Source organism: Streptomyces rhizosphaerihabitans, assembly GCF_025399795.1.
In the GTDB taxonomy this organism is placed as follows: Bacteria; Actinomycetota; Actinomycetes; order Streptomycetales; family Streptomycetaceae; genus Streptomyces; species Streptomyces rhizosphaerihabitans.
Map to the genome: position 1 here is coordinate 303,016 of NZ_JAODTZ010000003.1, position 19,450 is coordinate 322,465.

The 19,450-nt window shown below is 69.9% G+C and carries 19 protein-coding genes, 2 tRNA genes and 1 pseudogene; 5 read left to right on the forward strand and 17 right to left on the reverse strand.

The annotated features are described in order from the left end of the window. Window positions 1-59: 59 nt before the first annotated feature. The gene (locus tag N4G66_RS04845) at window positions 60-1,340 is read left to right on the forward strand and encodes a cytochrome b/b6 domain-containing protein (protein WP_261702673.1); all 1,281 of its coding nucleotides are present in this window, start codon (window positions 60-62) and stop codon (window positions 1,338-1,340) included. After that, window positions 1,337-2,953 (forward strand): NADH-quinone oxidoreductase subunit NuoF family protein, encoded by a 1,617-nt coding sequence (locus N4G66_RS04850; protein ID WP_261702674.1) that lies wholly within the window; start codon window positions 1,337-1,339, stop codon window positions 2,951-2,953. Before N4G66_RS04845 ends, N4G66_RS04850 begins: the two co-directional genes overlap by 4 nt. A gap of 137 nt (window positions 2,954-3,090) precedes the next feature. On the opposite strand, the gene N4G66_RS04855 is transcribed toward N4G66_RS04850, so the two are convergent. Next, window positions 3,091-3,163, reverse strand: a tRNA-Ala gene (locus N4G66_RS04855). Here N4G66_RS04855 and N4G66_RS04860 point away from each other — a divergent pair. Continuing rightward, window positions 3,131-3,322: a hypothetical protein gene (locus N4G66_RS04860; RefSeq protein WP_261702675.1), complete on the forward strand. Its 192-nt coding sequence runs from the start codon at window positions 3,131-3,133 to the stop codon at window positions 3,320-3,322. The two genes, N4G66_RS04855 and N4G66_RS04860, sit on opposite strands and share 33 nt — an antisense overlap. A gap of 365 nt (window positions 3,323-3,687) precedes the next feature. Here N4G66_RS04860 and N4G66_RS04865 read toward each other — a convergent pair whose 3' ends face one another. The 10 genes and pseudogenes from N4G66_RS04865 to N4G66_RS04910 all read right to left on the reverse strand — a co-directional run bounded on the left by N4G66_RS04865 (window position 3,688) and on the right by N4G66_RS04910 (window position 9,297). Further along, a complete protein-coding gene (locus tag N4G66_RS04865) occupies window positions 3,688-3,921 on the reverse strand; it encodes a DEAD/DEAH box helicase family protein (protein WP_037618755.1) in 234 nt (77 codons plus the stop codon). Window positions 3,922-3,924: 3 nt separating this feature from the next. Next, window positions 3,925-4,098 (reverse strand): hypothetical protein, encoded by a 174-nt coding sequence (locus tag N4G66_RS04870; RefSeq protein WP_261702676.1) that lies wholly within the window; start codon window positions 4,096-4,098, stop codon window positions 3,925-3,927. 69 nt (window positions 4,099-4,167) lie between these two features. Further along, window positions 4,168-4,327 (reverse strand): annotated as a pseudogene (locus tag N4G66_RS04875) (MFS transporter); the annotation flags it as partial. 245 nt (window positions 4,328-4,572) lie between these two features. After that, a tRNA-Ala gene (locus N4G66_RS04880) sits at window positions 4,573-4,645 on the reverse strand. 116 nt (window positions 4,646-4,761) lie between these two features. Then, window positions 4,762-5,448, reverse strand: a complete 687-nt coding sequence (locus N4G66_RS04885) for a histidine phosphatase family protein (RefSeq protein ID WP_261702677.1) — start codon at window positions 5,446-5,448, stop codon at window positions 4,762-4,764. Continuing rightward, window positions 5,445-5,888: a ribosome silencing factor gene (gene rsfS, locus N4G66_RS04890; RefSeq protein ID WP_261702678.1), complete on the reverse strand. Its 444-nt coding sequence runs from the start codon at window positions 5,886-5,888 to the stop codon at window positions 5,445-5,447. Before rsfS ends, N4G66_RS04885 begins: the two co-directional genes overlap by 4 nt. A gap of 113 nt (window positions 5,889-6,001) precedes the next feature. Continuing rightward, window positions 6,002-7,813 (reverse strand): LCP family protein, encoded by a 1,812-nt coding sequence (locus tag N4G66_RS04895; protein WP_261702679.1) that lies wholly within the window; start codon window positions 7,811-7,813, stop codon window positions 6,002-6,004. Window positions 7,814-7,830: 17 nt separating this feature from the next. After that, entirely contained in the window at window positions 7,831-8,562 is a 732-nt protein-coding gene (gene nadD / locus N4G66_RS04900) for a nicotinate-nucleotide adenylyltransferase (protein ID WP_261702680.1), read from the reverse strand. Between the two features lie 68 nt (window positions 8,563-8,630). Beyond that, window positions 8,631-8,792 (reverse strand): hypothetical protein, encoded by a 162-nt coding sequence (locus N4G66_RS04905; protein WP_261702681.1) that lies wholly within the window; start codon window positions 8,790-8,792, stop codon window positions 8,631-8,633. 313 nt (window positions 8,793-9,105) lie between these two features. Then, entirely contained in the window at window positions 9,106-9,297 is a 192-nt protein-coding gene (locus N4G66_RS04910; protein WP_261702709.1) for a hypothetical protein, read from the reverse strand. 70 nt (window positions 9,298-9,367) lie between these two features. Here N4G66_RS04910 and N4G66_RS04915 point away from each other — a divergent pair, with 70 nt between their 5' ends. After that, window positions 9,368-10,525 carry a M48 family metallopeptidase gene (locus N4G66_RS04915; protein WP_261702682.1) on the forward strand — a complete coding sequence of 386 codons (1,158 nt, stop codon included), beginning with the start codon at window positions 9,368-9,370 and terminating at the stop codon, window positions 10,523-10,525. Window positions 10,526-10,575: 50 nt separating this feature from the next. On the opposite strand, the gene N4G66_RS04920 is transcribed toward N4G66_RS04915, so the two are convergent. The 6 genes from N4G66_RS04920 to N4G66_RS04945 form a co-directional block, all read right to left on the reverse strand. Further along, window positions 10,576-11,643 carry an SCO2583 family membrane protein gene (locus N4G66_RS04920; protein WP_261702683.1) on the reverse strand — a complete coding sequence of 356 codons (1,068 nt, stop codon included), beginning with the start codon at window positions 11,641-11,643 and terminating at the stop codon, window positions 10,576-10,578. Window positions 11,644-11,767: 124 nt separating this feature from the next. Further along, entirely contained in the window at window positions 11,768-12,376 is a 609-nt protein-coding gene (locus N4G66_RS04925) for an SCO2584 family spore wall biosynthesis protein (RefSeq protein WP_449343309.1), read from the reverse strand. A 354-nt stretch (window positions 12,377-12,730) separates the two neighbouring features. Then, window positions 12,731-14,017 (reverse strand): glutamate-5-semialdehyde dehydrogenase, encoded by a 1,287-nt coding sequence (locus N4G66_RS04930; protein WP_261702685.1) that lies wholly within the window; start codon window positions 14,015-14,017, stop codon window positions 12,731-12,733. A gap of 61 nt (window positions 14,018-14,078) precedes the next feature. Then, on the reverse strand, window positions 14,079-14,546 hold the full coding sequence (locus N4G66_RS04935) for a hypothetical protein (protein ID WP_261702686.1): 468 nt from the start codon (window positions 14,544-14,546) through the stop codon (window positions 14,079-14,081). Window positions 14,547-14,918: 372 nt separating this feature from the next. After that, window positions 14,919-16,046, reverse strand: a complete 1,128-nt coding sequence (gene proB / locus N4G66_RS04940) for a glutamate 5-kinase (RefSeq protein ID WP_261702687.1) — start codon at window positions 16,044-16,046, stop codon at window positions 14,919-14,921. 168 nt (window positions 16,047-16,214) lie between these two features. Continuing rightward, window positions 16,215-16,499 carry a hypothetical protein gene (locus N4G66_RS04945; protein ID WP_261702688.1) on the reverse strand — a complete coding sequence of 95 codons (285 nt, stop codon included), beginning with the start codon at window positions 16,497-16,499 and terminating at the stop codon, window positions 16,215-16,217. A 551-nt stretch (window positions 16,500-17,050) separates the two neighbouring features. Here N4G66_RS04945 and N4G66_RS04950 point away from each other — a divergent pair. Continuing rightward, entirely contained in the window at window positions 17,051-19,357 is a 2,307-nt protein-coding gene (locus N4G66_RS04950) for a bifunctional glycosyltransferase/CDP-glycerol:glycerophosphate glycerophosphotransferase (protein ID WP_261702689.1), read from the forward strand. Window positions 19,358-19,450 lie beyond the last annotated feature (93 nt).

The window sequence follows — 19,450 nt, forward strand, 5'->3', positions numbered from 1 at the left end:
TTCTCGACTTAGAGTGCGCCTTCGGGACCGCTTCCCCGAACCCTTGGGAGTACCCCCTCATGGACCCTCGTCGTAACAACAGCTCGCTTCCCCGGGTGGGCCGTTCGGCCTACGGGGCGGCTACGGCTGTCGTCCTGCTCCTCATACCCGTGATCGTGCTGGTGGGAGGCAACGCAGTCCAGGACTTCCTGAACTTCGGCGCCGGCGTCCTGTCGCTGGTCGCCCTGTCCTGCTCCGTGATCTGGGGGCTGGTCGCGACCGACCGGATCTTCCTGAACACCCGGCAGCGACTGGTGGCACAGGCGGTGCACCGGACGACCGCCGTGTCCTCGGTCGCCTTCCTGCTCCTGCACATCACGGTCAAGGTGGCGCTCGACCACACGAGCCTGATCTCCGCCCTCATCCCCTTCAGCCTCGGCCTCACCGGCACGGCCGGGCTCATCGGCCTCGGCTCCCTGGCCGGTCTGCTCATGATCTTCACGGCCGTCACCGGCGCACTGCGCAGCGCCTTCGCCTCGCCGGCCCCGGTCGCGGCCCGTTGGCGCGCGATGCACATGCTGGCCTACCCGGCCTGGTGCGCGGCACTCGTCCACGGCCTCTACGCGGGTCGCGCGGCGAAGCCGATCTTCACCATCCTCTACAGCCTGTGCCTGCTCGCGGTCATGGCGGCTCTTGCCCTGAGGACCTCGCCCGCCCCCTTCAAGCGCAAGGTCGCGATGCGGGTCCTGGCGCTCATCGGCGGGGGCGGCCCCGGTGCCCGCGGGTTCCGCGACGACCTGGACGCCTCCCGCGCCGCGGCGATGGAGTCACCGCAGCCGCGCTCCGCGCAGCAGTCCGCGGGCGACAACTTCGTCCCTTCCCAGCGCAAGGAGCCCGCCGCCCCGCAGTACGGTGGCGCGCCCGACCCCGCGGACACGGGCGGTTTCGCTGCGGCCTACCGGGCCGTGACACCGCCCGGCGACGGCCCCTCGGCCCCCGGGACACAGCAGTTCCAGATGCCCGTGAACATGCAGCCCACCCAGACGTTCCCCAGCGTCGGCAACGGCGGCGCCCCGAGCAGCTGGCCCGTCCCCTCGCCGCCCCCCGTCGGCGAGGCACCGGCGTCGGCGTACGACCCGCTGAACGACACCGGGTACACCGTCCCGGTCTACGGCAATCCGGCCGCCAACGGCTACGGCACGAGTGATGTGTACAACACCGGTGAGACGAACGCGTCCTACCGCACGTACAACACCAACGACACGTACGACAGCGGTCCCACGACTGACGTACTGCCGGGCGCCTTCGACGCTCCTGGCTCCGGTGAATCATGGAATGCCCCTTCCGGAGGCTTTAAGTGAACGAGGCCCTGCCCGACGTCCCGGAAGTCCGCGTGGTCGGACTTCCGCAGCTCACGTCGGGTTTCGACCTGGTTGAACGTCTTGATCTACCCATGCACCTCAAGGTGCATGGGCCGCTCGAACCCCTGGGCGGAGAACAGCTCGCGGGCCTTGCCGAGGCCATCAACCTGAAGGGCCGCGGCGGGGCGGGCTTCCCCTTCGCCAAGAAGCTGCGCTCGGTCGCCGAATCGGCCATCAAGAAGGGCATCCGCCCGGTGGTGGTCGTCAACGGAAGCGAGGACGAACCGGCCTGCCGCAAGGACACGGTGCTCATCAACCGTGCCCCGCACCTCATCCTCGACGGCGCCCTGCTGGCCGCGGAGGCCATGGGTGCCCGCACACTCGTGATCGGCGTGACCCGCGAGTCCACGCAGCGCTCCATGGAAGCCGCGCTGGCCGAGCGGGGGCTGAGCAACCGGCGGGGATCGCCCCTCCGCGCGCGGGTGCAGCGCAATCCGGTGCGCATGGTGACGGGAGCGGCCGCTTCGCTGATCCGCTCGATCGACGGCGGTCCGGCCGTACCGCCGGGCCGCAAGGTCAGCGCGTCCCAGACCGGTGTCGGCGGCGCGCCCACCCTGCTGTCGAACGCCGAGACGTTCGCGCAGCTGGCCATCGCCGCCCGCATCGGCCCCGACCGCTACCGCAACACGGGCCTGTACGACGAGCCCGGCACCGTCATGCTCACCGTCTCGGGCGCGGTGGCGCGCCCCATGGTGATCGAGGTCCCCACCGGCGTACCCCTGCGGTACGTGCTCCAGCTGGCCGGCGCCCCGGCGATGCCGCAGGGTGTGCTGACCGGCGGCTACCACGGCAAGTGGCTGGACGCGGCGACGGTCAACGAGGCGATCGTCTCGCGGGACTCCCTGGCCGCGGTGGGCGGTGCGCTCGGTGCCGGCGCGATCCTCCCCATCACCCAGGAGACCTGCCCCCTCGGCGAGTCGCTGCGCGTGGCGCAGTGGCTGGCCGACGAGAGCGCGGGACAGTGCGGCCCCTGCTACCTGGGTCTGCCCGCCGCGGCACGCGGTCTGGCGGACATCCTCAACGGCGGCGGCCCGGCGGCGCTGGAGGCCGTGAAGCAGGTCGCCAAGTCCGTGAAGCGGCGCGGCGCCTGCTCCCACCCGGACGGTTCGGCGATGTTCATCGAGTCGACCCTGAAGGCGTTCACGGACGACCTGGCCGCGCATGTCCTCGGAAACGGCTGCGGAAGGCCCGTGGAGGGCGTTCTGCCGCTCTTCGAGGACGGTCAGGTACCCATGGGCGTCCTGAGCGGCCCGGGCGAGCAGGAGGCGGGTCCCAGCCGCCAGAAGATCTTCGTCGACTGGACGCTGTGCCGCGGGCACGGCCTGTGCGCCGATCTCCTCCCCGAAGTCTTCGAACTGGGCGCCGACGGCTTCCCGACCGTCGCACAGGCCCCGGTGCCCGCGTACGCCGAGGCGAAGGCCCTGCGCGCGGTGCGCCGCTGCCCGGCGCTCGCCCTGCGCCTCGAGGAGGACACCAGGTCCTCCGCTCCGGCGCGCAACCTGCCGGTCCTCTCCCAGGGGCGCGGTCGCCGCGCGCTCGGCAGCGGCCGCTGACACGAAGAAGCGGGCCACCAGAAACGGTGGCCCGCCTTCGACACGTTCCGCGAGGTCGCCGGACGACCGTTCCGCGAAGGGCCCTTGAGAACGAAGAAGCGGACCACCCTGATCGGGTGGCCCGCTTTCAACGTCTGTGGAGCTAAGGAGAATTGAACTCCTGACCTCCTGCATGCCATGCAGGCGCTCTACCAACTGAGCTATAGCCCCTTGCGGCTACGCGGCGAAGCCGCGCATTTCACCGTGCCGCCCGGTTTCCCCGGCGGCGACGCCAACATTACACGGTTCCCCTGGTGCACCACCAAATCGTTTCCCGTCTGTACCGATTCAGCACCCATGTCGCATTTTATAGGCTTTGCCGCGCCCTGATGTCCGCTCGGACAAGCCCGTTGAAGCGCCTTGAAGCCCGTTGGGCCGAACGGGCTTCAAGAGGGTGGCCGCGACAGGCGCGCGGAGCCCGCGAGGGCGCGAGGAGGGGACGGGCGGGGAGATGACACCCCTGGGCCGCCACGCGGCCCCTGGCGGGCCTCACGGGCCCCGCGGCGGCCGTTGACTGCCGTTGGCTGCCGAGTGCGCGGACGCCACCCCAGAACTGTCGCGGTGTCCCGCCCGCGCGCACACGTAGTGACGGGTGTCACATAGGCCGGGGCGCAAGAACTGCACCGGAACGGCGCCGGATTGACATCGCCGGCCGCAACGGGGAATCGGACGCGCCTCCCCGGCCGTCCTCGGGGTCAGGCCGTGGCGAACGAGTAGAACCGCTTGAGGGTGCAGTGCTCGTCGAGGAGCCGTGCGTAGATCGGCTCACCCTCCAGCTCGCGGTACGTCTCGATGGGGTCGCCTTTTATGATCAGCGCCCGCGCGCACTCCTCACACCAGTACTGATAGTCGTGGTTGACCGGCTCCATGTCGCGGACGATCGGCGTACCACTGCCGCACCAATCGCATTTCCGCCTGTGCGCACCCATCAATCAGCTCCAGCTGTGGCCGCAGGCCGTGCACACGTAGGAGATTCCACCGTTGTCACCGAGAACCTGGGCAACGTGGACCGATCCGCAGGAAGGGCAGTCGAGGAGGGTGGCTTTCTTACGGTTCAATGCCACTTCGAGGAGATCGTCGACCTCCTCGAGGATGCTGGCAGGCATCGCTACTCCCTCCCGTCGGGCCGCGCCCCCTTCCGGCCGTTTGATTCTGCCACGGCCGGAGCAATACGGTCAGCGACGCCTTCGTACCAGTCCGGACACAGGCACCCGGCGCAGCTGTCGCGGCCGGCGCATACGTGCACGCCAGGAGCGCGTCCGCAAAGGTATACGCCTCGGGGGCCCCAAGTGACTCAAGCCGGTTCAAGAAGAGTGTGCCGAAGGCCACGGCACCCGTCCGTCTTCACCCGGCCGAGCCGCGTGAAGGCTGACGGCGACCGCGGCCGCCGTCAGGGGCGGCGCGTCCGGCAGGTGTCCACGACGTGCCGTTCGGCAGGCCGGCCACCAACGCGCCCGCCCCGGCGTGTTCTTCACATCCGAGGCCCTCAACTCGGGGATGAACAAAGAAAAATCCCGCTCCCTGACGGGAACGGGATCTTTCATCACCGATGTCCGACAACTCAAGAAAGAGTCGGTCTGTGGAGCTAAGGAGAATTGAACTCCTGACCTCCTGCATGCCATGCAGGCGCTCTACCAACTGAGCTATAGCCCCTTGCGTTCTTCCCGCCCTGCGGGCCGAACAAGAAGAACTTTAGCCTGCGACCAGCCGGAAAGTGAAATCCGGTCCCGCCGGGCCCGCGCGACCGGACGGAGGCCGCCCGGCGCCGCTCAGTCGTCGTCGCCGAGCACCGGCTCCGGCAGCGTGCCGGCGTTGTGCTCCAGGAGCCGCCAGCCGCGGGCGCCCTCGCCGAGGACGGACCAGCAGCAGTTGGAGAGGCCGCCGAGGCTCTCCCAGTGCTGTGACTCCAGGCCGAGCAGACGGCCGATGGTGGTGCGGATCGTGCCGCCGTGGCTGACTACGACGAGTGTGCCGTCGTCGGGCAGCTTCTCCGTGTGCCGCAGCACCACGGGGGCGGCGCGGTCGGCGACCTCGGTCTCCAGCTCGCCCCCGCCGCGGCGCACCGGCTCGCCGCGCTTCCACGCGGCGTACTCCTCGCCGTGGCGGGCGATGATCTCCTCGTGCGTCAGGCCCTGCCAGACGCCCGCGTAGGTCTCGCGCAGGCCCTCGTCGTGGGTGACGTCCAGGCCGGTGAGCACGGCCAGCTCGGCGGCCGTGGCGGCGGCGCGCTTGAGGTCCGAGGCGACGACGGCGTCGGGCCTCAGCGAGGCGAGCAGCCGGGCTGCCCGCCGGGCCTGCCCGATGCCCGTCTCGGTCAGCTCGACATCCGTCGAACCCTGGAAGCGGCGGTCCACGTTCCAGGAGGTCTGGCCGTGCCGCCACAGAATGACGCGACGGCCCCTGCCCGGCTTCCCGTCGCTCTTCGCGCCCGCCGTCCCGCGGCCCTCGGCGCTCACCGCAGCTCTCCCAGGTCGGCGGAGTCCTCCTCGGTCTGGAACTTGGCGTGCTCGGCGCCCTTGCCGCGGGTCGCCTTGGCCTCGGCGGGCAGGTCCAGCTCGGGGCAGTCCTTCCACAGCCGCTCCAGGGCGTAGAAGACGCGCTCCTCGCTGTGCTGGACGTGCACGACGATGTCGACGTAGTCGAGCAGCACCCAGCGTGCCTCGCGGTCGCCCTCGCGGCGCACCGGCTTGATGTTGAGCTCCTTGTTCAGGCGCTCCTCGATCTCGTCGACGATCGACTTGACCTGGCGGTCGTTGGGCGCGGACGCCAGCAGGAAGGCGTCGGTGATGGAGAGCACATCGCTGACGTCGTAGGCGATGATGTCGTGCGCGAGCTTGTCTGCGGCCGCCTGTGCGGCGGCATTGATGAGCTCGATGGAGCGGTCCGTGGCGGTCACTACGCGGCTTTCCGTCGGCGGTCAGTTGTCACTCAAGGGTCTCACGGACCGCCGAGGACACCCCACGCGTTTCTCCGGCCACGCCCCGGGTTCTCCCCGGGGCGTGGTGCCGGTCACCCCTTCGGGACGCTGCCGACCTTGTAGTCCTGGCCCAGGACGACGGACACATCCGCGTTGCTGGTGACCGTGCCCTTCTTCACCGTGCCGGTCGGCAGACCGAGGGTCTTGGCGACCTCGACGGCGTCGTCCTTCTTGGCGGGATCGCTGTAGGTGATCTGCGACACGCTCCGGGCGGCAGCGGCGGTACCGGAGTCCAGGAACGTGTAGCCGCCGTTGACCAAGGCGATGCGGGCCTGGTTGCCGGCCGCCTTGACGCCGGTGGCGTTCTCGATGCCGACGCGGACCGCGGAGCCGGCGTCGGGACTCTTCGCCGTACCGCCCAGGACGTTCTTGATCACGCTGCTGGAGGCGCTCGCGCTCAGGGTGCCGTCCTGCTGCACGGGCAGCAGCGCGGTCTTGTAGTCGCCGCCCTTGGCGAGGTCGGCGAGCTTGGCGAGGAAGGCGCCGAGGTCCTGGTCGGTCAGGGACGGGTCGAGGATCTGGGCCAGGGTCTGCACGGTGGTGGTCGCGGCCTGCTTGTCCGAGGACAGCTTGCGCATCACTCCCTGCATGACCTGCCCGAACCGCTCCAGCTGCGCGTTCTGGGCCTCGCCGGAGGCCCGGTAGGTGGCGTAGGCGACGGCCATCTTGCCGCTGAGGGTCTGCTCCGTGCCCTTCTTGACGAGCGGGGGATCGCTCTTCTTCTTGGCGTCGGGGTCCGGCACGTCGGTGTTGGTGGTGATCTCGATGTTGCCGACGAGTTCGACGAGGTTGTTCAGGTAGGGGGTGTCGAGGCGCCAGGTGCCCTGGATGCTCGTACCGAGCACGGTGTCGAGGGCGTCCCGCGTCCCGGACGAGCCGTCGACGTCGACGGACTTGGCGAGCGTGGTCGTCGCGCTGTCGTCGTCCGTGAGAGCGAGGGAGTTGGGCAGCAGGACGGTGGTGCCCTGCTTGGTGGTGGTGTTGTCGACGAGCAGGGCCGTGGAGGTGCCGCCGCCCTTGGTGTTGTGCAGGTGGACGACGATCACGTCGCGCTTCTGCGCCGTGACGGCCGTCGTGGTCCCCGGCTTGCCGTGCGAGGCGGTGCCGGGCAGCTTGCCCGCGTACCAGAGGTAGCCCGCGCCACCGACCGCGACCAACGCGACGACCACGACCAGCGCGACGACCCGGCTGCGGGCACGGCGCTTGGCCTCCTCGCGGCGCTCGGTGCGGTTCTCGGTGAACTTCAGCCAGTCGATGACGTCCTCGGACTCGGCTTCCTGCTCCTCGACGAAGGCGAACTGCTCGGTGCGGTAGTCCCGGTCGGCCCGGGGAGCGCCGTCCTGCGCCGGCCCGTCCTGCGCCGGCCCGGCCTGCTGCGGGATGTAGGCGGTCTGCTCGGCGACCCGGGGCTGCCGACCGGTGCTCGCGGCGCCCGCCGGGTCGGCGGTCCCTCCATAGGGGTCGTACGACGTCGAGCCGGCCCCGGTCCCGCCCGCTCGGGGCGCACCGGTACCGAACGGGTCGAAGGGGACGGACGGCTGCTGACCGGTGTCATAGGGCGACACGGTTTCGTGCTGACCGGTGTCATAGGACGACACCGTTTCGTGCTGACCGGTGTCAAAAGGCGCCACAGGCGGTTGGCGGCCCGTGTCGTAGGACTGGCCAGGTTCCTGGCGGCCCGTCACATAGGGGTCGTAGCCGTAGCCCTGCTGCTGGGCGCCGTAGCCGTCGTACCCCTGGGCAGGCTGCTGCGGGACCTGCCGGTACACAGGCTGCCCGAACTCGTCGTAGCCGACGAGTTCGTACTGGTCGCCGCCCGCGTATCCGTCGTATCGGTCGTTCACCGGGTGCCCCTCTCGGCTCACTGGCCGCGGTACAGCTCACGCTTGTCGATGTAGCGCACCACACCGTCCGGCACCAGGTACCAGACGGGGTCGCCCTTGGCGACTCTGGCACGGCAGTCTGTGGACGAGATGGCGAGCGCGGGAACCTCGACGAACGAGACACCGCCCTCCGGGAGCCCCGGGTCGGTCAGGGTGTGACCGGGCCGGGTGACCCCGATGAAGTGCGCAAGGGAGAACAGTTCTTCCGTGTAGCGCCAGGTGAGGATCTGGCCGAGCGCGTCGGCGCCGGTGATGAAGAAGAGGTCCGCGTCGGGGTTGAGCGCACGCAGGTCGCGCAGGGTGTCCGTGGTGTAGGTCGGGCCGCCGCGGTCGATGTCGATCCGGCTGACCGAGAACTGGGGGTTCTCGGCGGTCGCGATGACCGTCATCAGATAACGGTCCTCGGCAGGGGTGACCCTGTGGCCGGTCTTCTGCCACGGCTGCCCGGTCGGCACGAACACCACCTCGTCGAGGTGGAACTGCGCGGCGACCTCGCTGGCCGCGACCAGGTGTCCGTGGTGGATCGGGTCGAAGGTGCCGCCCATGACGCCGAGCCGGCGCTTGCCCGGACTCGAGGGGCCGTTGCCCGCGCCGGCCGTCAGGCGCTTCGCCGTGCCGCCGGCCGGGCCGTTCACGCGGCGCGTGGCGTCGCCGACGGCGCCGCTCTCCGTGTCACTCGCCGGACCGGTAGGCATGTCCTGCTCTCCCATGCGTGCAGACCCTACCGGCCCGGCCGACGGGCTCCGGCCGACAGGGGCCCGAGCGGGCCCGGTGGGGCTCAGCGGTCGCGGTTGAAGCGCGTGGTGATCCACAACAGCAGGAGCAGGATGAACAGGGCCCCGCCGCCGGTCAGGTACGGGCTGAGGCTTTCGTGGTTGCCGCCGTTCTCGCCCTCGGCGGCGACGGTGACCAACTGTGCGGCTGTGTGCTGGAAGCTCATCTCGGCAGGACCTATCCGATGGGTGTCCCCCCGCTCGAGCGAAGTCGAGAGTGGGAGAGGGCGGGATAAAGACGTCGGCCCATCGTATGCGGGCACCTCGGCGGCGAACACGCCGACTCCGCCGTTGGGGACGCCGGTTGCCGTGACCAAGGAGCCGGACCGTCGGCCGCGGCCCGCCCGGGCGTTCCGGTCACCGTGACCGCCTCGGCGGAAGGGGTTCCATCAGCCGTGGACCGCCCGGCAGAGGTTCTCTCGGCGAGACCTCCACCGCGCGAGCACCGCCCCGGCCGGTGGCCGCTCCGGCCGGCGCCGCTCAGTCGTCGCGCTTGTAGCCGCGCAGCAGGAACCAGGCGGCGAAGACCACGCCGATGATCATGACGATCAGCACGACGCGGAGCAGATTGCCCGGACCCTGCTTGCCTGCCGCGTCGGCGGCTTCCGTGAGCCATGCGGCCGCGGGGATGTGCTCCATGTCGTACGACTCCTTCTCTGTACTGCCCGTCAACGGTATCTCCGCCTAGGCTGGACTCTGCCTTGGGGGCACATAGGGCACTCAGACGCACATGGGGGAACACATGTCCGACGACGGCCACGAGCAGAACGGGCACGAGAAGGTGCCGAGCAGGCAGCGCAGGCGCTTCGAGGGGATCTCCTCGCGGACCTACGAACACCCGGCGGACCGCTCGGCCCTGGTGGCGCTGCGCAAGCTCAGCGGCTTCGACACGGTCTTCAAGGCACTGAGCGGGCTGCTGCCCGAGCGCAGCCTGCGGCTGCTCTTCCTGTCCGACTCGGTGCGCGTCTCGGACGCCCAGTTCGCGCACCTCAACGACATGCTGCGGGACGCCTGTTACATCCTGGACCTGGAGAAGGTCCCGCCGATGTACGTGAACCAGGACCCGCAGCCGAACGCGATGTGCATCGGCCTGGACGATCCGATCATCGTGGTGACGACCGGTCTCGTCGAGCTGCTGGACGAGGAGGAGATGCGGTCGGTCATCGGCCACGAGGTCGGCCACGCGCTGTCCGGTCACGCCGTCTACCGCACGATCCTGCTGTTCCTCACCAACCTCGCGGTCCGGGTCGCCTGGATCCCGCTGGGGAACCTCGCGATCATGGCGATCGTGACCGCGCTGCGCGAGTGGTTCCGCAAGTCGGAACTGTCCGCGGACCGCGCCGGGCTCCTCGTCGGCCAGGACCTGCGGGCCTCGATGCGCGGCCTGATGAAGATCGCGGGCGGCAATCATCTGCACGAGATGAACGTGGACGCGTTCCTCGCGCAGGCCGAGGAGTACGAGTCTGCGGGCGACCTGCGGGACTCCGTGCTCAAGATCCTCAATGTGCTGCCGCGCACGCACCCCTTCACCGCGGTCCGCGCGGCCGAGCTGAAGAAGTGGGCGGAGTCCCGCGACTACCAGCGGATCATGGACGGCCACTACCCGCGGCGCGACGCGGACAAGGACACCTCGGTGTCGGACTCCTTCCGGCAGTCGGCGGCCAGCTACGCCAGCGACATGAAGAACTCCAAGGATCCGCTGATGAAGCTGGTCAGCGACATCGCGGGCGGCGCGGGCGATCTCGGGGGCCGGGTACGGCGCGGCTTCGGGGGCTTCGCGAGCGGCGCGCCCAAGGACGCCGGGAACACCACGGACGCCACGGCCGCCCCGGACGGCGGTGCCGAACAGGCGCCGCGTGAGAGCCGCTCCGACGACGAGGACACCGACGGCCGAAACTGATCGCCCCGCCGGGTGCCGCCGCCTGACCCGCGGCGCCCCCGGCGGTCCGGCTAGAGCTTCGGCTGCGCGCTCTTGGCCAGCGAACCGCACAGGGCGGTCGCGCTGCCGGTGGCGTACGGGTCGGTGCCGGCCGGGCCGCCCGCCTTGGCCGTCTCACCCGCGAGCAGCGGCCGGAGCCGGCTCACCGAGTCGTCGGAACAGGCGAGCGGGCCGGCCTGGACGTACGACACCGCCAACTCGGCCTGGTGCATGCGCAGGTCGTCGCGGTCGAAGCGGAAGGTCAGCTCGCGCCGGACGGTGAACAGAGAGGCCTTGGCCTGGGCGTTCGCGCCGGTCGGCTTCAGCGCGTAGACGAAGGTGTGGTCGGCGACGACCTCCAGGGTGTTCGCGTCGAACTCGGCGGCCTGGAGGGTGCCCTGCACCCGGATCTTCTTGTCGGCGAGCTGCGCCCGGGGCGCGTCGAAGCGGACCAGCCAGCCGGTCGGGGCGTGCCGTCCGTCGGCGGTCGGGTGGTCGAAGCTCTGGTCGAACTGGTCGAGCTGCCGCGGGTCGAGCAGGATCCGTACCGGGCGGGTGGCGCCTCCGGTCAGCACGCTCGGGTCGAGGGACGACTCGACGAGGTAGTCCTTGGCGGTGGTCAGGGCGGTGACGACCTGGCTGTCGGAGAAGTGCGCGGTGCGCCGGACGGCGGGCAGCGTGATGCCGTCGGCACCTGTGCGGAACTGCGCGGCCGGGCTGTCGGCGTACAGCTGGTCGGTGCTCGCGGAGCCGGGCACGGCGGTCTGCGGGGCCAGGGGGATCACGGTCATTCGCAGCGGTTCGGCCGGCCGGGCGGCGGGGGTCTGGTAGGGGTGGCGTACACCCATGTAGATCGCGGTGCCGAAGGCTATGGCTATCAGCAGGACGAGGATCAGTGCCTGCCGGGACAGTCCGCGCTGAAGGGGCGGGCGGCGGCGTACGGCCGGGCTGTGGTCGGCCATGCGTTCCTGGGCGGAGAACTCCTGGAGGCGGGCAGCGCGGACGAACGACTCGTCGAAGACGACGGATCGGTACTCGTCCTCTCCACCAGCGGGAGCACCCTCGGGTGTCCCCTCAGGTGGGTCTCCAGGCCCGCCCATACCTTCAGAGTAGGTCTCCGGGAGCTCTGGTAAACGCTGTGGTACGCGACAAGTTCTGACAGGTTCTCACCAGGACGGTCACTCTGTGTGAGAGATCGTCGGTGCCTCGGCGGAGAGACCGGCCTCAGGGTGTCCGAGGTACCGCGGACACCGCCGGCCGGGAACGGTCGGCCGAAGCGGAGGGGACCGTGCCGGTGACTTTCTCCCGGCCCTGTTCGAGGCCGGAGGAGGCGGGTGAGGGGACCTGGTCCTGACTGCCGGAGGAAGCGCCCCTGTAGACCGCAGTGAAGGCGAGGGCGACCATGCCGATACCCATGACGAGGGCGAGGATCCAGGCGACCGGGCGGTGCCAGCGGGTCTGCTTCCCGTTGGGCCGGCCGTACGTTCCCGGTACGCCGTAGCGACCTTCCAGGATCTCGGTGTCGTCCGGATCGTCCAGGTCGGGATCGTGGGCGAAGTCGCCGTGGCCGTCGGGGCCGAAGCCGTCCTCGTAGCGCTCGTCGTCGCCACGGGTTCCGCGCGCGTGCGCTCGGCGCGCCTCGGCCTCGGAGGCCTCCGCGCGGGCCTGGGCCGCCGCGAGCAGCCTCTCCACGGCGGTCGGCTCGTGGATCACCGCCGCCCGTACGAAGTCCTCGTCGAAGACCACGGAGGCGAACTCTTCGTCCGCGCCCCCGCGGTCGTCGTTGGGCTCCCAGCCGTCAGGGAACGGCGTGCCCCCCACGTCCTCCGGCACGGATCCAGAGTAGACCTGGGGGGTCAATTTGGGCAGACGGTACGGAAATTCATCTGCCCGACGAGACCGCGCCTCAGTGGATCGCGGGCCGTGAACCGTCTGCCGCACGCCCCTGCGCCCGACGCCGCGCCGCCCGTACGCCCTCCGCGCGCCCTCCGCGGCCACGGCGTACGGGCCGCACGGCGCGTCCTCACAGGCCCGCCTCGGGCCTTCGAGGTGCGCCCCCGGCCCGGGGAGTACGGCTCGCCCGGCGCGCGGTTCCGCCCGTACGAGGGCGTCGCGCGCCCGGCCCGTGGCCGAGGGGATCTCTTGCGCCCGCCCCGCGGCCGAGGGCACGCGGCCTCCGCCGGTGACTCAGCGACGGATGTGGCCGTCGCCCGTGACGATGTACTTCGTGCTCGTCAGTTCCGGCAGTCCCATCGGACCGCGCGCGTGGAGCTTCTGCGTGGAGATGCCGATCTCGGCGCCGAAGCCGAACTGGCCGCCGTCGGTGAACCGGGTCGAGGCGTTCACCGCGACCGTCGTGGAGTCGACCAGCTGGGTGAAGCGGCGGGCGGCCTGCTGCGAGGTGGTCACGATGGCCTCGGTGTGGCCGGAACTCCACAGCCGGATGTGCGACACGGCCTTGTCGAGCGAGTCCACGACGCCCGCCGCGATGTCGTAGGACAGGTACTCGGTGTCCCAGTCCTCTGCCGTGGCCTCCACGACGGTGGCCTTGGAGTCCTTGGCGTAGGCGAGGACGCGCTCGTCGGCGTGCACGGTGACCCCGGCGTCCGCGAGGGCGTCCAGGGCGCGCGGCAGGAACTCGGCGGCGATGTCCTGGTGGACCAGGAGGGTCTCGGCGGCGTTGCAGACGCTGGGCCGCTGGGCCTTGGAGTTGATCAGGATGTCGATGGCCATGTCGAGGTCCGCCTGCGCGTCGACGTACACATGACAGTTTCCCGTACCGGTCTCGATGACCGGGACGATGGACTCCTGGACGACCGTGCGGATCAGGGACGCGCCGCCGCGCGGGATGAGGACGTCGACCAGGCCGCGGGCGCGCATCAGCTCGCGGACCGATTCCCGGCCCTCGCCGGGTACGAGCTGGACGGCGTCGGCGGGCAGTCCGGCGCCGCCCACGGCGTCGCGCAGGACCCTGACGAGAGCCGTGTTCGACTCGTAGGCGGAGGACGAGCCGCGCAGCAGGACGGCGTTGCCGGACTTCAGGCACAGGGCGGCCGCGTCGACGGTCACGTTCGGGCGGGCTTCGTAGATGATGCCGACGACGCCGAGGGGGACGCGGACCTGGCGCAGGTCGATGCCGTTCGGGAGGGTCGAGCCGCGGACGACCTCGCCGACCGGGTCGGGCAGCGCCACGACGTCACGGACGTCGGAGGCGATCGCGCGCACGCGCTCGGGGGTGAGCGTGAGCCGGTCGATGACGCTCTCGCTGGTCCCTGCCTCCCGGGCCTTCGCGATGTCCTTGGCGTTGGCGGCGACGATTTCGCTCGTACGGACTTCCAGCGCGTCCGCGATCGCGAGCAGCGCGTCGTCCTTCTCGGCCCGCGGCAGAGGTGCCAGGTCGGCGGCGGCGGACTTCGCGCGATAGGCGGCCTGGGCCACCGGGGACATGGAGTCGTACGGCGAGAGCGTGGTCATGAGGGAAGCGTAGTGGGCCGGGCGGGCGCGTCCAGCGGTTGTCCCACACGGCGAGACGGGCTCAAAAGGGGTGAACTCCCACGGGTGTCGCGGGCAGCGGTCCGTACCCCTCGGCGATGCGCTGGTGGTAGGTCTCGCGGTCGATGACCTCCAGGCCGACGATCTCCCAGGGCGGGAGTTTGGCGGTCTGGCGGTGCTCGCCCCACAGGCGCAGCGCGACGGCCGCCGCGTCGTGCAGGTCGCGGGCCTCCTCCCAGTAGCGGATCTCCGCGTGGTCGTTGGCGTACCGGCTGGTCAGCAGGAACGGGTGGTCGTGGGCGAGTTGTTCGAGACCGCGTCTCACCTCGGTCAACGGGGCTTCACCGCCCGACACGCTCAGCGTGACGTGCCACAGCCGGGGCTGGTCGGCCGGCCGCTCGCCCTCGTAGGTGTCGCCGGCCGCGACACTGGTCAGGGCCCGCTCCTCGCCCACCGCACGGGAGGCGGGACCACCGCGGGACGCCGCCGCCCCAGGGCGTACTCGTCTCACGACGGCCTCCTTTACCCGATGGTCGTACGGAATCCCGGACTCTCCCTGCCACAAAGTTGAGCAGGTGAGAAGCCGCCGTGTGGCGGTTTTACGGAACGTCCCCCGGTGGGGGCGGGGGAATCGGCCGTTTACGGGTGTAGCGGACAGCTGTTTCAGGGATACCCCTGGGGCGCGGGACGCGGTGGCGGACGGAAGAGGTCTCCGTGACGGGCCTACACGCATCCGGAGGGTGGGACGCGCGTCTCACGGATGTGTGACGGAGCGCCTGTTTCCCGGCTGCCGGTGGCGGGGCGCCCGCTTCGCGATTGCGGGTCGCGGAACGTCCGATTCCCGGCTGCCGGTGATGGGACACGCGTCTTACCGATGCAGGGCCTACGGGTTCAGCAGGACGAGGTCGTCGCGGTGCACGACCTCACGCTCGTACGCGGGGCCCAGCTCACGTGCCAGCTCCCGGGTGGAGCGGCCGATCAGCTGGGGAATCTCCTTGGCGTCGAAGTTCACCAGTCCTCGCGCGACGGCCCGACCGGTGCTGTCGCGCAGCTCGACCGGGTCGCCCGCGATGAACTCGCCCTCGACGGCCGCGATGCCCGCGGGCAGCAGCGACGAGTGCCGCTGGACGATCGCGCGCACGGCGCCGTCGTCCAGGGTGATCGCGCCCTGCGGGGTGGAGGCGTGCTGGAGCCACAGCAAACGGTCGGCCGACCGTTTGCCGGTGGCGTGGAAGAAGGTGCCCGTGTCCCGGCCCGCGAACGCGTCGGCGGCGTGGACCGCGCTGGTCAGTACCACCGGGATGCCGGCGGCTGCCGCGATCCGGGCGGCCTCGACCTTGGTGACCATGCCGCCGGTGCCGACGCCGGCCTTGCCCGCGCTGCCGATCTCGATGCCGGCGAGGTCCGACGCTTCCCGCACCTGCGCGATCCGCGAGGTGCCGGGCTTGCTGGGGTCGCCGTCGTAGACCCCGTCCACGTCGGAGAGCAGGACGAGCAGATCGGCGCGTACGAGATGGGCGACGAGAGCGGCGAGCCGGTCGTTGTCACCGAAGCGGATCTCGTCCGTGGCCACCGTGTCGTTCTCGTTGACGACCGGCAGGGCACCCATCGCGAGGAGCTTGTCGAGGGTGCGCGAGGCGTTGCGGTGGTGGGCGCGCCGGCTGGTGTCGTCGGAGGTGAGGAGCACCTGTCCGACACGGATGCCGTAGCGGGCGAAGGAAGCTGTGTAGCGGGCCATCAGAAGGCCCTGTCCGACACTGGCGGCGGCCTGCTGCCGGGCGAGGTCCTTGGGCCGGCGGCGCAGGCCCAGCGGCGCGAGGCCCGCGGCGATGGCGCCGGAGGAGACGAGGACGATCTCCTTCTCTCCCCCGCTGCGCGCCTTGGCGAGGACGTCCACGAGGGCGTCGACCCGGTCCGCGTCGAGGCCGCCGGAGGCGGTGGTCAGGGAGGAGGAGCCCACCTTGACGATGATCCGTTGGGCCTGTGCCACTGCTTGCCTTGCCACGGTCACCTTGCTGTCCGCCCCCTCGCCTCGGCTGCCTGCCCGAATCTACGCGAAGAAGACGCGGAGGCGCCCATCGGTCCGGCAGGCGGACGGCTCATCAACGGTTGAACAAGTGGGCGGGAACCTGCCTGTGCGATGAAGACCGACTCCGCGGCTGAAGCAGGAGACGTGACGTCAGGAATACTGGACAACACCTGAAGCAACAATGAGGGGAATCGGGAAGTGTTCCACGGCCGACATCCGGACGGAATTCCTCGACTTCTCCGCCTTGCGCCCTCGACTCATGGACTCGTAGCCATTTCCGGCTTCTGCGAAATAGCGCAGCACCTGACTTCCTCGCCCAAAGCCCGGCCAATAGACCTCGAAAGGGCCGTCGAGGGGATCACCATCGGCATCGACACGGTGAACGACGGGCTCGCGGGTCGGTGCCGCGTCAACGGTGCGCCCGGTTCCGGCCACGACTTGGCCGCTCCGCCTTCAAGGCCGGCGGCAGGACCTCGCCGGCCGGCGTGGCCCGACCCGCCGGCACCCAGCCCGGCCGCACCGACACCTTCCAGGGCTTCGCCGGGCCATGGAAGCCACCTGTCAGCCGGTACGGCGTACGACACGAGCGCCTGTCGGCCGGTACGGCGCGGGCACGGGCGGCTCCGCCTCACAGGACGGCAACACCTACATCACGAGCGGTGACCGGAACACCGGCAACACTCGTCGGAAGAATGGGGAGGGAACACCGCGGGGCAGCACCGGCCGGGGCCGGGAAGCGGGACCTGAGCAGGGACGACGGGTACGAGGGCGAACCGCGGACGCCATAGAGCACGGAAGACATACGGCGCGGTCGGGCGAACGGCATGAACCACGCCACACTCCGGCAGCCTCGGCCATACCAGAGCGTACGCTAGGGTTCCGGCTACGTTAACCTAGCGCCTTGCCCCCTGCGTCCCGCCGCGGTCCGAAGCGACCGGAATGCGAGGCGCAGATGAGTTTGATCTGCGATCCCAGGAGCCCTGAGTATGCCTGTGCCGAATGGTAACGCTTCGCCCAAAATAAGCGTTGTCGTACCCGTTTACAAGGTACAGGGGTACCTGCGAGCCTGCCTGGATTCCATTCTCGGGCAGTCGTTCACCGATTTCGAGATCGTCGCCGTGGACGACTATTCCCCGGACTCGTGCGGTCGAATACTCGATGAATACGCACAGATCGACAGCCGTGTCGTTCCCGTGCATTTCACCGAGAACCAGGGAATCGGAAAGGCGCGCGACGCGGGGGCGCTGAAGTCGCGCGGTGAGTACATCCTCTTCCTGGACAGCGACGACACCCTCGGCGAAGGCGCGCTCCAGGCCATCGCGGAGCGGCTCGAGGCCACCGACAACCCGGACATCCTGCTGCTCAACCACGTCCGCACCTACTGGAACAACCGGGTCCAGGCGAGCGCCGCCGGAGAAATGCTCTCCGCCGCCGGCACGGACGTGTTCACAGCGCTGGAGCGCCCCGAGTACCTGAACATGTTCGCCGTGGTGTGGAACCGGGCGTACCGCCGGGAGTTCTACGTCGGCAACGGTTTCACCTTCACCGACGGCATCTACGAGGACGCCCTCATGGTCTACAAGACCATGCTGACGGCCGACCGTATCGCCGCCCTCGACCACGTCTGCGTCGAATACCGCCAGCGCCGCCAGGGCAACTCCATGCGCACGCCTGGTCGCAAGCATTTCGGTATTTTCGAGCAGTACGCACGCCTCTTCGAGTTCCTCGACGAGCGCCCTCACCTGGAGCCCGTGCGGGCACTTCTGTTCGAGCGCATGGCCAGCCACTTCCTGTTCACGCTGGCCCGCGAGGACCGCATCGTCCCGAAGGACCGGACGCCGTTCTTCAAGCTGGCCGCCGAACAGTACAAGCGCTTCAAGCCGAAGAACTTCACGGTGCCCGAGGGCAGCATGGGCGTGAAGTTCGACATCCTGGCCCGCGGTTCCTACTCCGCGTACGCCGCGATGACGATCGCGTCCTCCACCCGCCAGAAGGCCATCAAGCGGGTCACGAAGGCGAAGACGAAACTCGGCAAGACGGCGTACAACCGGCTCTACCGCCTGCACAAGCGCCGCCCGATCGACGAGAACCTCGCGGTCTACGCGGCCTACTGGAACCGCGGAGTCGCCTGCAGCCCCGCGGCCATCTACTACAAGGCCAAGGAACTCGCCCCGAACATCCACGGCGTGTGGGTCGTGCGCCGTGGCGACGAGGAGAACATCCCCGCCGGCGTGGACTACGTGGTGGCGAACTCCCCCCGCTACTGGGAGGTCATGGCGCGCGCCAAGTACCTCATCAACAACGTCAACTTCCCGAACGAGTTCGTCAAGCGCCCGGGGCAGATCCACCTCCAGACGCACCACGGCACTCCGCTGAAGCAGATGGGCATCGACCAGCAGCGCTTCCCCGCGGCCGCCAAGAACATGAGCTTCGGCAAGATGCTCGAGCGGGCCGACCGCTGGGACCTGAGTCTGACGTCCAACCAGCACTCCACGGAGATCTGGGAACGCGTCTACCCCTGCGCCTTCGAGGCCATCGAGTACGGCTACCCGCGCAACGACGTGTACTTCCGCTCCACCGCCGAGGACGTCCAGCGCATCCGCACCGAACTCGGCATCCCCGAGGGCAAGACCGCCATCCTGTACTGCCCCACGGTGCGCGACTACCAGACGGGATACGTCCCGCGGATCGACCTGGAGCGCTTCTGCCGTGAACTGGGCCCCGACCATGTGGTCCTGGTCCGCACCCACTACTTCTACGGCGCCGACCCGCAGCTCCAGGCGCTGCAGGAGCGCGGCCTGATCAAGGACGTGTCGACGTACCCGGTGGTCGAGGACCTCTGCCTGGCGGCCGACGCGCTCATCACCGACTACTCGTCGATCATGTTCGACTATGCCTGCCTGGACCGTCCGATCGTCACCTACGCGGACGACTGGGAGGTCTACAGCCGGGCCCGCGGTGTGTACTTCGACATCCTCTCCGGCAACCCGGGCGAGACGCCGGGCGCGAGCGCGACGAACGAGGACGAACTGATCGAGGTCTTCCGCTCCGGCACCTGGAACGGCGAGCGGGCCGCCGAGCTGCGCGCCGCGTTCCGCGAGCGCTTCGTGCAGTTCGACGACGGCAACGCCGCCGAGCGTGTGGTGCGCAGGCTGTTCCTGGACGAGGCGCCCGAGCCGGCCGTCGTGCCGCTGGACGAGCGGACCCCGGCCCCGGCCCCGAACGGCGATACCGTGCGGGCGCACATCGTGGCACAGCGTTCCGGCGAGCAGCACGGTCTCGTCGACGCGTGACCCTGCCGACGTACGCCTGACCGTGAGTGGCCCGGACCTGTGCCGGGCCACTCACCCGTTCAACGAGAGAGACCGAGAAGCACCATGGCATCG